Source organism: Pseudonocardia xinjiangensis (assembly GCF_050948425.1).
GTDB classification, from domain to species: domain Bacteria; phylum Actinomycetota; class Actinomycetes; order Mycobacteriales; family Pseudonocardiaceae; genus Pseudonocardia; species Pseudonocardia xinjiangensis.
The window spans coordinates 1,475,741-1,490,094 of sequence record NZ_CP192009.1 but is presented as its reverse complement, the minus strand read 5'-3'; the positions used below and the strand labels follow the sequence as shown (position 1 = coordinate 1,490,094).

Annotated in this window: 12 protein-coding genes; 6 read left to right on the top strand and 6 right to left on the bottom strand. The window is 70.6% G+C overall.

Annotation, left to right across the window (positions count from 1 at the left end):
- The first annotated feature begins 416 nt into the window (after positions 1-416).
- From ACQPZA_RS07160 to ACQPZA_RS07140, 5 genes are all read left to right on the top strand, one after another.
- Positions 417-1,334 carry a hypothetical protein gene (locus ACQPZA_RS07160; protein ID WP_433279461.1) on the top strand — a complete coding sequence of 306 codons (918 nt, stop codon included), beginning with the start codon at positions 417-419 and terminating at the stop codon, positions 1,332-1,334.
- Complete coding sequence (locus tag ACQPZA_RS07155) at positions 1,331-2,545, top strand: glycosyltransferase (RefSeq protein ID WP_169395896.1); 1,215 nt, start codon at positions 1,331-1,333, stop codon at positions 2,543-2,545. Before ACQPZA_RS07160 ends, ACQPZA_RS07155 begins: the two co-directional genes overlap by 4 nt.
- Positions 2,542-5,034, top strand: coding sequence for a right-handed parallel beta-helix repeat-containing protein (locus ACQPZA_RS07150; RefSeq protein ID WP_433279459.1), 2,493 nt, complete (start codon positions 2,542-2,544; stop codon positions 5,032-5,034). Before ACQPZA_RS07155 ends, ACQPZA_RS07150 begins: the two co-directional genes overlap by 4 nt.
- Positions 5,031-6,380, top strand: coding sequence for a right-handed parallel beta-helix repeat-containing protein (locus tag ACQPZA_RS07145; protein ID WP_433279457.1), 1,350 nt, complete (start codon positions 5,031-5,033; stop codon positions 6,378-6,380). The genes ACQPZA_RS07150 and ACQPZA_RS07145 overlap by 4 nt, the downstream gene beginning before the upstream one ends.
- A gap of 133 nt (positions 6,381-6,513) precedes the next feature.
- Positions 6,514-7,317, top strand: coding sequence for a polysaccharide lyase family 7 protein (locus tag ACQPZA_RS07140; RefSeq protein WP_433279455.1), 804 nt, complete (start codon positions 6,514-6,516; stop codon positions 7,315-7,317).
- A 4-nt stretch (positions 7,318-7,321) separates the two neighbouring features.
- On the opposite strand, the gene dhaK is transcribed toward ACQPZA_RS07140, so the two are convergent.
- From dhaK to ACQPZA_RS07110, 6 genes are all read right to left on the bottom strand, one after another.
- Positions 7,322-8,317: a dihydroxyacetone kinase subunit DhaK gene (gene dhaK / locus ACQPZA_RS07135; protein WP_169396000.1), complete on the bottom strand. Its 996-nt coding sequence runs from the start codon at positions 8,315-8,317 to the stop codon at positions 7,322-7,324.
- A 55-nt stretch (positions 8,318-8,372) separates the two neighbouring features.
- Positions 8,373-9,026 carry a dihydroxyacetone kinase subunit DhaL gene (dhaL, locus tag ACQPZA_RS07130; protein WP_169396001.1) on the bottom strand — a complete coding sequence of 218 codons (654 nt, stop codon included), beginning with the start codon at positions 9,024-9,026 and terminating at the stop codon, positions 8,373-8,375.
- A gap of 2 nt (positions 9,027-9,028) precedes the next feature.
- Positions 9,029-9,823, bottom strand: coding sequence for an HAD-IA family hydrolase (locus ACQPZA_RS07125; RefSeq protein WP_433279452.1), 795 nt, complete (start codon positions 9,821-9,823; stop codon positions 9,029-9,031).
- Positions 9,824-9,826: 3 nt separating this feature from the next.
- Positions 9,827-10,687 carry a class II fructose-bisphosphate aldolase gene (locus tag ACQPZA_RS07120; RefSeq protein WP_433279451.1) on the bottom strand — a complete coding sequence of 287 codons (861 nt, stop codon included), beginning with the start codon at positions 10,685-10,687 and terminating at the stop codon, positions 9,827-9,829.
- Between the two features lie 70 nt (positions 10,688-10,757).
- Complete coding sequence (locus ACQPZA_RS07115) at positions 10,758-12,578, bottom strand: response regulator (protein WP_433279449.1); 1,821 nt, start codon at positions 12,576-12,578, stop codon at positions 10,758-10,760.
- 150 nt (positions 12,579-12,728) lie between these two features.
- Positions 12,729-12,869 carry a DUF6223 family protein gene (locus ACQPZA_RS07110; protein WP_433279447.1) on the bottom strand — a complete coding sequence of 47 codons (141 nt, stop codon included), beginning with the start codon at positions 12,867-12,869 and terminating at the stop codon, positions 12,729-12,731.
- A gap of 247 nt (positions 12,870-13,116) precedes the next feature.
- Between ACQPZA_RS07110 and ACQPZA_RS07105 the strand changes: the two genes are divergently transcribed.
- Complete coding sequence (locus ACQPZA_RS07105) at positions 13,117-14,334, top strand: sensor histidine kinase (protein ID WP_433279445.1); 1,218 nt, start codon at positions 13,117-13,119, stop codon at positions 14,332-14,334.
- Positions 14,335-14,354 lie beyond the last annotated feature (20 nt).

The following is a 14,354-nucleotide window of genomic DNA, read 5'->3' as shown; positions in this document are numbered from 1 at the left end:
TCCCGGACAGATCGTCTCTTCCCGCCCGGCGAGCCGGCCGCGCTCGAATGCGGGAGGAACACTCCGGGCAGATCAATGCGACGAAAGGGGACCACAATCAGCATCCAAACGGTCGCCCGACGCATAAACCTTATCACTATGAAATGATTGCAATGCGAGATGATCGAAGATGAGGATGGCGTTGGTCACTATTCTCGGCGGCCACTGATACACGGTTCGTCATCGAGTAACGGCGCTCCGCTAAGAGCGACGTCTACCCAGACCTTTGAGCTGGGAAAATGTTGACCAAGGCGCCGCACAAGTCGATCAAACCGGCGCCCGGCGCGACCCGACACCGGTGTGCGCGCCTTTGATCCGGTCTGCAGACTCACACTCCTCAGTGATCGATCACGGTGCCGAGCGAGAGAGGCTTGCGAATGCAGCCATCGAGGGTATTCGTCGTTGGGTCCGGCGTCGTCGGAACAGCGACAGGCATGGGGTTCCGGGCCGCCGGAAACACAGTGACCTTCATCGACATCTCGGTGCCACGAGTGTGTGACCTCCGGGCCCAGGGCCTGGACGCACGCACGGAGCTGGACCTGGCCTCCGAGCCCGACTCCTTCATCTTCCTGACCTTGCCCACGCCGAACGCGGGACGGGGGTACGACCTGGGAGCGTTCGCGGCGGGGTCCGCCGCCGTCGGCCGAGCCCTCGCCGGGTCGAGCGCACGGCACACCGTCGTCGTGCGGTCGACGGTGGCGCCGGGCACCACCGAAGAGCTGGTGCGGCCGGTGCTGGAGGAGAACTCCGGCATGACCGCCGGTGACGGGTTCCGCCTGGCCACGAACCCGGAGTTCCTGCGCGCGGTCTCCGCGGAGGAGGACTTCAGCCACCCGTGGATGACCGTCATCGCCAGCCGGGACCCGCAGGCCGTGGCTCAGCTGCGCGCGCTGCTCGCCCCGTTCGGTGGCGAGATGCGCACGTTCTCCGATCCGGCCGAGGCCGAGTTCGTCAAATGTGCGCACAACATCTTCAACGCCACGAAGATCAGCTTCTGGAACGAGATGTGGCTCGTCGCGCGGGAGATCGGGCTCGACCTCGACCCGATCGCGGCGACGGTCGCGAAGTCCGCCGAAGGATCGATCAATCCACAGTACGGGATCCGCGGCGGCGCCCCCTACGGCGGAGCGTGCCTGCCCAAGGACACCCGCGGCTTCCTCGGATACTCCGACGCGATCGGTGTCGACATGCCGTTGCTGCAGGCCGTGGTCGAAACGAACGAACGGCTCGAAAACGTGGTCAAACAGGAGGTCGAAGCCGCCGGAAAAGCGGCATCCGGCATCACGACGGCATGACCCTCCCTTTCTACTACTACGTGCTGGGCACGCCACTCGGCGTGCTCGGTCTGATCCGGTGGGGATGCTGGCTGGTACGGCGGATTCCCGCGGTGCTGTACCGGCCGGTGATGAACGACCATCGCCTGCCGATCACCGTGGTCGTGCCGGTGTACCAGGAGGATCCGGAGATATTCGCCGCCGCGATCGAGTCCTGGCTGGCGAACAGGGTCGACGACGTCATCCTGGTCATCGACGTCTCCGACGCGGACTGCCAGGAGGTCGCCGGCCGTTACCCGGTACGGGTGCTGATCACTGATGTGCCGGGGAAACGGGACGCGTTGCGCCGGGGATGGCGGGCGGCCGGCACCGAACTGGTCGCCCTCGTCGACTCCGACACCGTCTGGGCGCCGGACGTCGCGGACGAGGTGTGCAAGCCGTTCGCGGACCCCCGGATCGGAGGCGTCGGAACCCGGCAGAACGTCTACGAGGCCTCGGGCTTCCTGGCCCGCATCACCGACATGTTCCTCGATCACCGGTACTTCGACGAGAACGCCAGCCAGAGCCTGCTCGGCCAGGCGGTGTCGTGCCTGTCCGGACGCACGGCGATCTACCGCCGCGCGCTGCTGCTCGAGGTCGAGGAAGAGTTCATGCACGAGACGTTCTGGGGCGTGCCGTGCCTGTCGGGCGACGACAAGCGCCTGACGACCCTCATCCTGGAACGCGGCCATCTCACGTACATGCAACGGACGGCCGAGGTGTGGTCGACCTTCCCCACCCGCTGGCGGATCTTCTTCCGCCAGCGGCTCAGGTGGGCGCGCAACACCTGGCGTTCCGATCTGCGCGCGCTGTCGCGGCGCTGGGTGTGGCGGCACCCCTTCCTCGCCTACACGATGGTCGACAAGGGCGTCAGCAGCTTCACCCTGCTGTTCGGACCGGCGTTCATGATCCACTCATTGGTGAACCGGAACTGGGTGTTCGCCGGTGTCCTGGCGGTCTGGTGGCAGATCAGCCGGTCGGCGAAGCTGTTGCCCCACCTGCGCCGCCGGCCCTCCTCGTTCTTCTTCATCCCCGGCTACGTCGTCGTCTCGTGGATCATGGCCTTGATCAAGCTGCAGGCCCTGTTCACCATCCGCAGGCAGCGCTGGCTCACCCGGCAGGTGGCCGTCGAGAACGGCGAGGTCGTCCGCACCGAGCAGCCAGGGTCGACCCCGGACGGGGTACCGGCATGACCAGCACCCGACCGAGCCGACACCGGGTCGGCCGACTGCTCCCCTGGTGTGCGATCGCCACGCTGCTCGCCCTCGCCGCGACGCCCGGCGCGGCGCTCGCGGCCGGTCCGACGACCACGGCGCCGGCAGCCCGGGCGGCGGCGACGTCGGGGGCGGCGCAGACGCCCGGCACGGACTCGGACGGTCCGCAACCACCCACCGCGGGTCCGGACCGTGGGCGCGATCCGTCGCGGCGGGCAAGGCGGCCGCCCCACCGGCACGACCGGGGTGCCGACGGAACGCCCCGGCCGCGCGACATCCCGCACCGGCCGCTCGGTCCACGCGGGGACCCGTCGGCCGCCCAGACGCCGGACACCGACACCCCGGACACCGACGGACCGGAGTCCGACGCACCGGAAGACTCCGCACCGGAAGACTCCACGCCGGACACCGACGCACCAGAGACCGACGCACCGGAGACCCCCGCACCGGAACCCGCCGCACCGGAACCCGCCGCGGCGCAGCCACCCGCGAGGGCAGTTCCCGCCCGGCCGCCGGTCCGCACCCCGCCGCAGGCCCTCAGGCCGGAGCAACCGGAGCAACCGACGCCCCCGTCCGTGCCGGAACCCCGCACGCCGGCAGCACCCCTGCCGGGCCCCTCGCCCACCGAGGCCGCCCCGGCCCAGCCGAACACCCGGACCGATGCGGCCCGGAAAGCCGCCGAGCTGGCAGCGGATGCCGCCAGTGTCCGGGCATCGTGGGAGTCGCACGGCCAGCCGCGCCGGATGGTCATCCTCCGACCCGACAACATCGACCTGGTCGCTGACGGGCAGCTCATGAGAAGACAACCCTTTCCCGGTCACGCCGTCATCAGCACGCTCGACCGCTACCTGCCCAGCTCCTGGTTGACGGTCGCCGGCAACACGGCGGCGCTCAGCGCAGCCGTGGTCCTGACCCCCGGCGCGGTGCTGGACTCCGGCGGCGACGTGCGAACCCTGAAGCTGGTCGGTGGAGCGACGCCGGGCGACGCCGCCTCGCTCTACACCGGTGGTGGCCGGCTCATCCTGCGTGGCGTCTCGGTGACCTCCGCCGACCCCGGTTCCCAGCAGCCGCTGCCACCCACGGCGGCCGGCCGACCGGCCATCGTGGTCTCGGCGAGGGGCAGGCTCGAGGCCACCGACACCACGATCAGCGATCTCGGCACGCAGCCGATCGGGATCGATCAGGGCCGGGCCGGCGTGCTGTTCAACCCCGACAGCAGTGGCTCGCTGATCCGCACCACGCTGGCCCGCAACAGCACCGGCGTCGAGCTCTCCGGATCGGTGGGCGTGCAGCTCCAGGACGTGACCGCGAGCGACTCGATGGCGGACGGGGTCGTCCTGAGGGGCGACCGCGGAACCACGATGAGCGGGATCCGCGCGACGGGCAACGGTGGAAGCGGTGTACTCGTCACCGGCGTGAGCTCGAGCCGCCCCGTCACCGGCGTCTCGACGACCGGCAACGGCGACTACGGGGTCGCCGTCGTCGGGCAGCAAGGCGCGCGGATCAACGGGGTCACGACCGCATCCGACAAGGGCGGGGGGATGCATCTGAGCCGGTCGACCAACTCCGTCATCACCGACTTCACCGCAACCGACCAGCCGATCGGTCTGTTCATCCACGTCGACAGCAACGGAACGGTGGTCGACCGGATGCGGAGCACCGGTGGCCTCCGCGGCATGGTGATCGAGAAGACCACCCACGGTCTCGATGTGCGCGAGTCCACGTTCACCGGCGCCGAGGTCGCAGGCATCGCGGTCGGCGGGCACCAGGTCCAGCTGGACGCCGTGCAGGTCGACGACTCCCGCACCGGCGTGCGGGTCGAACGGGGCGCGAGCGACGTCGCGATCACGGGCGTCCTCGTCAACCACGGGCACGACGGGATCGTCACGGCGGAAGGGACGAGTGGGGTCGTCGTGACCGACATGACGGTGAACCACGTCGCGTCCGACGGGGTGCGGACGTTCACTCCGGACACCCGGATCGTGGGCGGCCGGATCGTCGGTGGCAGCACGGGTATCGACGCCGCCGCGGCCACCAGCATCTCCGGCACGTCGATCGGCTCCGTCCGGCAGGGCATCTACTCACGATCGACCGGATCCGTCCGCGCCGACCGGGTCAGCGTCGACGCGATCGACACCGGGGTGTACGCCGCCGCCGGCAGTTCCGTCCAGCTGAGCAACTCGCGCGTGCACGCGCTCGAGGCGATCCGCGGCGTGGTCGGACAGCAGGGGATCAACGATCTCAGCCTGCCGCCCCTCAACCTGCTCGGGGCGATCGGAGTGCCCGTGATCCTGCTGGCCATCCTGCTGGAGATGGTGCACGCCTTCCGGCAACGGCGCGTCACCGCTGCCCGGCTTCGGCCCCGACCCGGACCGAAGCACCGCTTGCCGCCGCCCCAGAGAGCCGGCAGGCAGCTCGCCGGCAGCTCCCTCAGCGGCCCCGGTTCGCATCAGGGTCCGGACCAGTGACCCGGACGTCCACCGCGGTCCGTGCCGTGCTCGTCGTCGCGGCGTTCGCCCTGCTGGGCAGCGCCTGTTCCGCGTCTGTGCCACCACCTCTGGTCCGCCGCGTGGTCCCGGCGACCGCGGCGGTCGATCCGGCACGACCCTGCAGCCGACCGGCGCCTGCGGTGGCCCAGACCGCACGGACCGCCCGGACCGTGCCGGCGGGCCTGGACGTCCAGTACGACAGCGCAACGAAAACGATCACTCTCCATCGCGGCGAGGCCGTCACCCTGCCCGATCTGAGCGCGGCGGTGAAGCGACCGGAAGCACTGCGCGAGGTCGCTCCCGGCGAGTGGCTGCTCGGCGCGAACATCCAGGTGCTCCCCGGCGCTTCGCTGCAGATCGCCGCGCCGGCCGTCCACTGGCTGAAGCTGACCAGCGACCCGGCCGGTTTCGTGTCCGTCCGGGCACTCGGCGGCGGCCTGGACATCAGCGGTACCTGCGTCACGTCCTGGGACGTGACGCAGAACCGCGTCGACACCGACGACGCCGACGGCCGCAGCTTCCTGCTCGCCCGCGACGGCTCGCAGATGACGATCGACCATGCCGAGCTGCGCTACCTGGGCTACAGCGACGTCGAGTCGTACGGGCTGTCCTGGCGCCTGCCGGGCACCGGTGGCCGGATCACCGACAGCATCGTCTCGAACCTGTACTACGGGCTCTACACCTTCGAGATCGGCGGCCTCGTGGTGCAGAACAACGAGTTCTACGACAACGAGCTGTACGCCATCGACCCGCACACGAAATCGCATGATCTGCGCATCGAGGGCAATAGTGTGCACGACAACGGCAAACACGGGATCATCCTGGCCGATGACTGCACCGACAGCATCATTCGCGACAACGTCGTCTACAACAACGCAGACCACGGGATAGTGCTCTACCTGAACTCCGACCGGAACCTCGTGGAGGGAAACGAGTCGTTCGGCAACGCCGACCAGGGCATCAACATCAACGAGTCGTCGACCGACACGATCCGTGACAACCGCGTCTACGACAACCACGGGACCGGCGTGGGCGTGTCGCTCGGACAGGACAACGTGGTGGAGCAGAACCAGGTGCGCGGCAACCAGCAGGACGGTCTCCGGCTGGTCAGCGACGCCGTACGCACCACTGTGCGCGACAACGTGGTCGGGGAGAACGTCCGCTACGGCCTCTACGTCGACACCGAGGGCGGATTCACACTCTCGAAGAACACCATCTTCGAGAACCGCACCGGTATCGTTCTGAACGTCGCTGCCGCGAGCCCCGCGGGTGACAACAGCGTCTACGACAACCGGGACGTCGACATCAAGAATGCGCCGGACTAGTCCGCGTCGCGTCAGAAACGAACGACCGGCCACGACCACCCGGAGGACGAACCGACCGATGAGGGTGCACCGTTCCGTTCCCCTGCCAGCACCGGGGCGTAGCCCGGCGAGCGGAAAGGTGACCATGCGGCGGATGATGCCGATGACCGCGGCACTGGCGGTACTGCTGATCGCGACCGCGTGCGCCGGTCCCTCCGCCCCGCCGCCGCCGTCGAGCACCACCCCGGCCCCCGCGACCCCGGCCCCCGCAACCCCGGAACCGGGCGGTCCGCCGAAGCCGGGTGCGCGCTACCCGGCCGATCTCCTCGACCTCTCGAACTGGTACCTCACCCTGCCCACCGGGGACGACGGCGACCCGGACCAGGTCCACCAACCGGATCTCGCCACGTTCAGCGGGCCCTGGTTCCACCTCGACGACGCCAAGGACGGCGTGGTCTTCGCCGCCAACGCCGGCGGCGCGACCACGTCGGGCAGCGACTACCCGCGCTCCGAGCTCCGCGAGATGACAGGGGCGGACAAGGCCAGCTGGTCGAACACCAGCGGCACCCACACGCTCACCGTCCGCGAAGCCTTCACGAAGCTGCCCCCGGCCAAGCCAGAGGTGGTGGGTGCCCAGATCCACGACGCCAAGAACGACGTGGTGCTGATCCGGCTCATCGGTCAGCGTCTCGTGGCCGAGTACGGCAGGGACTCCACCAGGGTCACCATCGACCCCGCCTACAAGCTCGGCACGCCGTACGACCTCAAGCTCGTCGCCGCCGACAGCCACATCCAGGTTTTCTACAACGGCAAGCTCGCCACCGACATCCCGTTGAGCGGCTCGGGGTGGTACTTCAAGGCCGGTGCCTACGTCCTGTCCAACACCGACACGGGCGACAGCCCCGACGCCGAGGGCGAGGTCGTCATCTACTCGCTGCAGGTCCAGCACTCCATGTGAGCGGTCAGAACACCCGGATCGCGATCTCCGCCGGGTCGGCGAGCAGGGACTCGATCTCGTCGTCGAGCCGGACGAGGGTGATCGACGCGCCTGCCATGTCCAGCGACGTGCAGTACTCGCCGACGTAGTTGCGGCCCACGGTGATACCGCGGTCGGCGAGCTGGTTGTGGGCCCGCCGGTAGACGATGTACAGCTCGCTGATCGGGGTGCCGCCCAGGCCGTTGACCATGAGGGCGACCCGGTCGCCGGACTCGAACGGCAGGTCGGTCACCACGGCGTCGAGCAGCTCGTCGACGATCTCGTCGGCCGGCATCAGCTTCACCCGCCGGCGGCCCGGTTCGCCGTGGATGCCGACGCCCATCTCGATCTCGTCGGCCGGCAGGTCGAACAGGGGTGCCCCCTTCGCGGGCGGCGTGCACGCGGTGAGGGCCATGCCCATCGTCCGGGTGACGCTGTTGACCTTCTCCCCGATCCGGTAGATCTCGTCGAGGTCGGCACCGCGCTCGGCCGCTGCCCCGACCGCCTTCATCACGAAGAAGTTGCCCGCCACACCCCGTCGGCCGACGGTGTAGGTGGAGTCCTGGACCGAGACGTCGTCGTCGATGAACAGCGTGCGGACGTTCACGTCCTCGGCCTCGGCGAGCTCCTGGGCCATGTCGAAGGCCATCCGGTCGCCGGTGTAGTTGTTCACCAGTAGCAGCACGCCCTTGGGAGTGCCGAGCAGCTTGATCGTCTCGTAGACGTAGTCGGTGGGCGGGGCGGCGAACACGTCACCCGGGCAGGCGGCGTCGAGCATGCCGGGGCCGACGGCCATGACGTGGGCGGGCTCGTGACCGGACCCGGACCCCTGGATGATCGAGACCTTGTCCGCACGCGGGGCATCGGCCCGCATGATGAGGTTGTAGTCCGGGACGTAGCGGAGGGTGTCCGGGTTGGCCAGCGCCAGGCCCTCCAGCATCTCCGGCACGTAGTTCTTCGGGTCGTTGACGAACTTCTTCATGCGGTACTCCATCGGTCTCGTCGTTGAGGGACTCGCCGTCCTGCGTTCGCGCTGCTCAGGAGCTCGCCGATCCCGGCCAGGTCTGGGCGACACGTTCGGCCATCACCGCGACGGCGACAGCACCCGCATCGGGTGATCCGACGCTGCGCTCACCCGTGTAGCTCGCACGGCCCCGCCTCGCCTGCATGGATGTCGTCGCGTCGGCGGCGGCCCTGGCGGCGCCCGCGGCGACCTTCGCGACCTCGGGGGCGGGCGTCGCCGGGTCGGCGGCGAGCCGCTCGGCGATCGCGTCCGTCATCGGTACGAGCGCGTCCAGGAGCGTCTTGTCGCCGACGTCGGAGTTGCCCCTCTTCTTGATCCCCTCGGCGGCACCCCGGAGCATCGCGACGGCATCCTCGCCGGTCAGCTCCGTTTTCCCCTTCACCGCCGCGGACGCCCGGAGGAACGCCGTGCCCCACAGCGGGCCGGACGTGCCACCGACCCGCTTGGAGATGGTCAGGGCGATCTTCTGCAGCAGCCCCGACGCCTCGGTGCGGTCGAAGGAGTCCCAGTCGGCCAGCACGATCTCGAACCCGCGAGCCAGGGAGTAGCCGAAGTCGCCGTCGCCGACGACCGCGTCCAGCTCACCGAACGCTCGCTCGTTGTCCACGGCGGTCTGCGCGATCGTACGGACGACGAACTCGAGATTCGCTGATGACGGCGACGTCATGCTCACTCCCTGCTGGACGGGCGCGGCGCAGCCTCGGTGAGGAGCGTCCGGAGGTGGTCGAGGCGGACGAACGGCGTCGGGTCGAGCCCCAACGGGTCGTCGAGCACCCGTGTGGTCTCCTGCCGGTCGCCGAGCGACGACACCACGAGCGTGGCGCCGGTGAAGTCCTCTCCGCCCGTGTAGCTGCTGGGGGTGACCACGCAGGCGAGCCCGGCGTCGAGCGCGGCGAGCATCCCGTTGCGGCTGTCCTCCACGACCACGACGTCATCCGGCGACACCCCCAGCTCCGACACGGCGAGCAGGTAGATGTCCGGGGCGGGCTTCTTGTGGGGGACGACGTCGCCTGCGAAGACGGCGAACCGGCCGGCCAGCGCGTCGCCCATCACGTGCGCGAGGACGCTGTACACCGAGACCTCGGCCGACGTGGACGCCACGGCGAGCGACCAGCCGGCGTCGGCGGCCTCCTCCGCGATCCGCCGCACCCCCGGCCGCGGCGGGATCGACCCGCCCGCGATGATCCCGGTGTAGATCTCGGTCTTGCGGCGGTGCCAGCTCGCGAGGTGCTCGGCGAGCTCACCGGGGTCGGACGGGAGCCCGGCCGCGGCGAGGAAGTCGGGCGTCAGCATCGTGGCCATCCGCTCCTTGCCGCCGCCGACCAGGAGCTTCTCGCCGTACTCCGCCTCGCTCCAGCGGACGGGAAGGCCGAACTCCTCGAACGTCGCGTTGAAGGCGGGCAGGTGGCCGTAGCGCTCGGTGTCGGCGAGGACACCGTCGCAGTCGAAGACGAGGGCGGGCACGGGTCAGCCGACTCGGCCGGCGCTGCCGAACAGCTCCATCAGCGACCCGGCCATGTCGACGGCCTCCTGCCGCACCGACCGGAACAGCGACGGCGGGTCCCATTTGTCCTTGGCCGCGGTCTCCTGCAGAAAAGCGAGACTCGACTTCATGAAGGTCTCCTTGAGCGCTGTGGAGATGTTGACCTTCGCGCAACCGCGGTCGATCAAATCGCGGAACTGCTCGTCGGAAAGACCGCTCCCGCCGTGCAACGCGATGGGGACGGGATGGACGGCGACGATGTCGGAGACCCGCTGGAAATCGAGCTGAGGCGCGGCCTTGTACGTGCCGTGCGCATTGCCGATCGACGGGGCGAAGACATCGACCTGGGTGGCGTCGAGGAAGTCGAGGGCGACCTGCAGGTCCTGGCGCCGCGCCACCGTGTCGGAGCCGATCCCGTCCTCCACCCCGGTGATCGACTCGATCTCCCCCTCGACGTGCGCGCCGTGCCTGCGGGCCTCGGCGACGACCTCGATGGTCTGCCGGGTGTTCTCCTCGACGGGCAGGTGGGAGGCGTCGAACAGCACCGAGTTCCAGCCGCGGTCGAGGCACGTCGTGATGACCTCGCGCTCCGGGCAGTGGTCGAGGTGCAGGGCGACCGGCACCTCGATACCCGCGGTCATCGCGGTCCACATGGAATAGAACACATCGACACCGATCGACTTCACGGTCTTGACCGATGTCTGCACGATCAACGGCGACGACTTCTCGACGGCCGCCGCGAGAACGGCCTCGAGAGTCAGGTCGTTGAACACGTTGATCGCGGGCACACCGTACCGTTTGTCGAAGGCATCGGACAGGATGTCCTTGAGCGTCACGACGGGCACGGATTCAGGCTAGCCAGGCGGCATCGCATTTCCAGGCGTGGTTCTCCCCATCTTCGACTGGGGGAAATCCCTACCGCGTCGCCTCGGACAGGTCCGTCCAGCGGGCCAGCGACGTCCGGTTGGGTGCACCTGTCTTGCGCAGCAGTGCCCCCACATGCTTCTCGACGGTCTTCGCCGAGATCCCGAGCCGGTCGGCGATCTGCTTGTCGCGCATGCCGAGCTCCACCAGGGTGCGGACCTCGCGCTCGCGGCTGGTGAGCCGGCCGTTGCCCGCGCGGTCGCGCTCCCGGAAGGTGCCGAGCACGGTCTCGGTGAGCGGCGCGTCCCGGCGGGCCGCGGCGAGCACGGCACGCGCGAGCGCCGAGCCGTCGAGGTCGGTCCCGATGCACCCGGAGGCACCGGCGTGCGCGGCGTCGCGCAGCAGCTCGTCGGAGAGGTCGTCGGTGATCACGAGCACCGAGACCCCCGGTCCGGCGGCGCGGATGTAGGAGGTCAGCCGGGCGCCGTCGAGCACCGGCATCCGCAGGTCGACCAGTACGACGTGGGGGTCGAGCACCCGCACCGCGTCGACCACCTCGCGCGCGTCCCCGATCTCGCCCACGACCACGATGTCGGGCTCGGCCTGCGCAAGCAGCCGGACGAGCCCTGCTCGCACGACGGGACGCACGTCGACGACCAGTACGCGCCACGGCACGTCGGCGCGGACCGCGCTGCCCGCATCGCGTGGCTCGTAGGGGATCCGCGCCCGGACCCGCGTGCCCCACCCCGGCGTGGACTCGATCTCGAGCTCGGCGCCGAGCCGGTGCGCCCTCGCCACGATCCCGTGCAGGCCGAGGCCGGACCGCCGGCGATCGGTGAGCACCGCCGGGTCGAACCCGACGCCGTCGTCCTCGACGACGACGGCGACGTCCTCGGCGCCGTACATCATCCCGACCCGGACCGACGCCGCCCTGGCATGGATGACGACGTTCGTGAGCGCCTCCTGGACCAGGCGCAGAGCCTGCTGGCTGATCTCGGGTGGCAACGGGGGCGGCTCGCCGGTGACGACGAGGTCGGTGCGCAGCGCCGTGGTCGAGCGGGCCCAGGCGAGCTCGGCCGAGACAGCGTCCTCGAGCGAGCCCTGCTCGAGCAGGGCGGGCCCGAGGCCGAGCACGGTCCGTCGGGTCTCGGCGAGCGCGGCCCGGGCCGCCGCCCGGGCCGCGGCGATGTGCGTCGACCCGGCCGGCTCGGCGCAGGCGTCGAGATGCAGGAGGATCGACCCGAGTGCCCGGGCCACGGTGTCGTGGACGTCGCGGACCACCCGCTCCCGCTCGGCGCTCACGGCCAGTCGCCGGGCCCGCTCGGCGGCCTCGGCGTGCAGCCTCGCGTTCACGATGGCGATGGCGGCGTGGGTGGCGAACAGACCCAGCAGCTCGATGTCCTCGTCCCGGAACCGAACCTGCGGATCGGTGCTGAACACGACGCACGCCCCGATGATCTCGCCGCCCCACTCGATGGGCACCGCGATGGTGGCGTGCAGGCGGGTCCGGTCGGACGGCGCGACGTGGCCCCCGCTGACCTGGGAGTAGCTGTCGAACACCACCGGCGCCCGGTTGGAGACGACCGCGCCGGTGGCACCCTCGCGCAGCGAGAAGACCTTGCCCTCCTGGCAGCCGACGCCGAGGTCGACCTGCTTGCGATAGGTTCCGGCCGCCTCGTCGACGGTGGAGATCGAGCCCGCGTCGCCACCGAGGAGCACGACCGCCCGCCGCAGGATGCGGTGCAACAACGGCTGCAGGCTGAACTGACCGGCGAGGTCCTCGACGGCTCCGGTCAGAGCGTCGACCTGCTCGTGCGGGCTGACCCGGGCGCGCTGCCGACCCCCGAGGGCCACGGTCTCCTCACCGCTCACCCCGGCCGCCCCGGCACGCGCTGGCGTCGGTCACCCATGTTTCGGATGGTAGCCGCGCCGGCGCTGCCCGGTTCCCCCTCGAACGGCTGGTCACCACGGTCCGCACCGTGGCGGTCGCCGCCACCGGCATGGTGCGGCACAGGTGTCCGGTCAGCCGGCGTGGCGGGAGCGGGCGAGGGTCAGCCCGCCGAGTACCAGGCCGATCAGTGCCACCGCCGCGGCCAGGTTGGCTCCGAGCCGGCCGGAGCCGGGGCCGAAGACAGCGACGGCGATCAGGTGTCGGACGGACATCGGGGGGTCCTTTCGCCAGGTTTGTGGATCTGGTGTCCGATAGTGGTGGGCGGGTGGCGCCTGCGCGTCGGGCGAGCGTGGTGTCTCCCGGCTGCCGCCCCCGACGTACGGTCAGCCGCCGGTGGTAGCCGCCCCCGCCCGGTGCGGTAGTGCCGGGACACCACGCCCGGTGGATGCACATCCCGCGGTGGCACCCGCAAGATGATCCGGGCAGGTGTCCGGTTGGTCCCGGATCGAAGGGCGGAGAATGGTCACCACCGTGCGTGAGGCGGTGCGCCGCGGCGGGCTCTCGCCGGTCGTGGCCGACGCGGGTCTCGGTGTCGGTGTGGCGGCCGGGCTCCTCGCCGCCGCGGTCGCCGGGGTCGGGCCCGCGGCCGCCGCGAGCCCGGCTCCTCTGGACGCCGGAGCGGTCGCGCTGGCGGCGGCGGTCGCCGCCGCGGTCGCGGTGCGCCGCCGCTACCCGATCGCGGCGCTGCTCGTGCTCAACGCCGTGCCCCTCGTCTGGTTCCTCGGCGCCTATCCCGGGCGGCTGATCACGCTGGCGCCGCTGATCGGCTGCTACACCCTCGCGGCCCACCGGGGCTGGCGGTGGGGTGTCGCGGGCGCCGTGCCCACCGCGCTGATCCAGATCATCGCGATCCGGGTGGTGCTCGGCGACGCCGAGACCGCCGGTGTGGTCCCGGAGGTGGCCCTCCTGGTGGCCACCGCGGGCAGCGCCGGGGCGGCCGTCGGCTACAACCGGGCGGTGCTCGCGGCCACCCGCGCCCGGTTCGCCCGGGAGGCCCGGAGCCGCGAGGAGCGGGCCCGCCGGATCGCGGCCGAGGAACGGCTGCGCATCGCCCGCGAACTGCACGACGTCTTCGGGCACACCATGGCCACGATCAGCGTGCAGGCCGGGGTGGGTCTGCACGTCATCGAACAACGCCCCGGTCAGGCCCGCGAGGCCCTCACCACGATCAAGAAGATCTGCGACGAGGGCCTCACCGACGTCAAGACCATCCTCGGCATCCTGCGCACGGATACGTCCACAGCGGAGGAAGCCGGCCAGCCGCGGGCGCCCCGGGGCGGGCTCGACCGGCTCTCCGAGCTGCTCGACACCGCAGAGGCCGCAGGCCTACGGGTGGAGCTGACCGTCGACGGCGACCCGCGGCGGCTGCCCGCCCCCGTCGATCTGGCCGCCTACCGGATCGTCCAGGAAGCGCTGACCAACGTGCTCCGCCACGCCGGGGCTCGCACCGTGCGGCTGACGCTGGGGCACGAACCAGCGCGGCTGCTCATCCGGATCCACGACGACGGCCCCGGTACCGGCGCGGACACCCACCACACCGAGGCGGAGCAGCACGGGCACGGCATCGACGGGATGCGCGAGCGGGCCAGCGCGCTGTCCGGCCGGCTCACCGCGGCGCCGCACCCCGACGGCGGCTTCGAGGTATGCGCCGAGCTGCCCGTACCGAACCCGCGATGATGTCCCCGTGCGCGAACCCC

Coding starts and splice junctions, on each gene's coding strand:
- ACQPZA_RS07155 (WP_169395896.1), top strand. CDS start 1,331: ATGACCCTCCCTTTCTACTACTACGTGCTGGGCACGCCACTCGGCGTG.
- ACQPZA_RS07110 (WP_433279447.1), bottom strand. CDS start 12,869: ATGTCCGTCCGACACCTGATCGCCGTCGCTGTCTTCGGCCCCGGCTCC.
- dhaL (WP_169396001.1), bottom strand. CDS start 9,026: ATGACGTCGCCGTCATCAGCGAATCTCGAGTTCGTCGTCCGTACGATC.
- ACQPZA_RS07140 (WP_433279455.1), top strand. CDS start 6,514: ATGATGCCGATGACCGCGGCACTGGCGGTACTGCTGATCGCGACCGCG.
- dhaK (WP_169396000.1), bottom strand. CDS start 8,317: ATGAAGAAGTTCGTCAACGACCCGAAGAACTACGTGCCGGAGATGCTG.
- ACQPZA_RS07150 (WP_433279459.1), top strand. CDS start 2,542: ATGACCAGCACCCGACCGAGCCGACACCGGGTCGGCCGACTGCTCCCC.
- ACQPZA_RS07160 (WP_433279461.1), top strand. CDS start 417: ATGCAGCCATCGAGGGTATTCGTCGTTGGGTCCGGCGTCGTCGGAACA.
- ACQPZA_RS07105 (WP_433279445.1), top strand. CDS start 13,117: ATGGTCACCACCGTGCGTGAGGCGGTGCGCCGCGGCGGGCTCTCGCCG.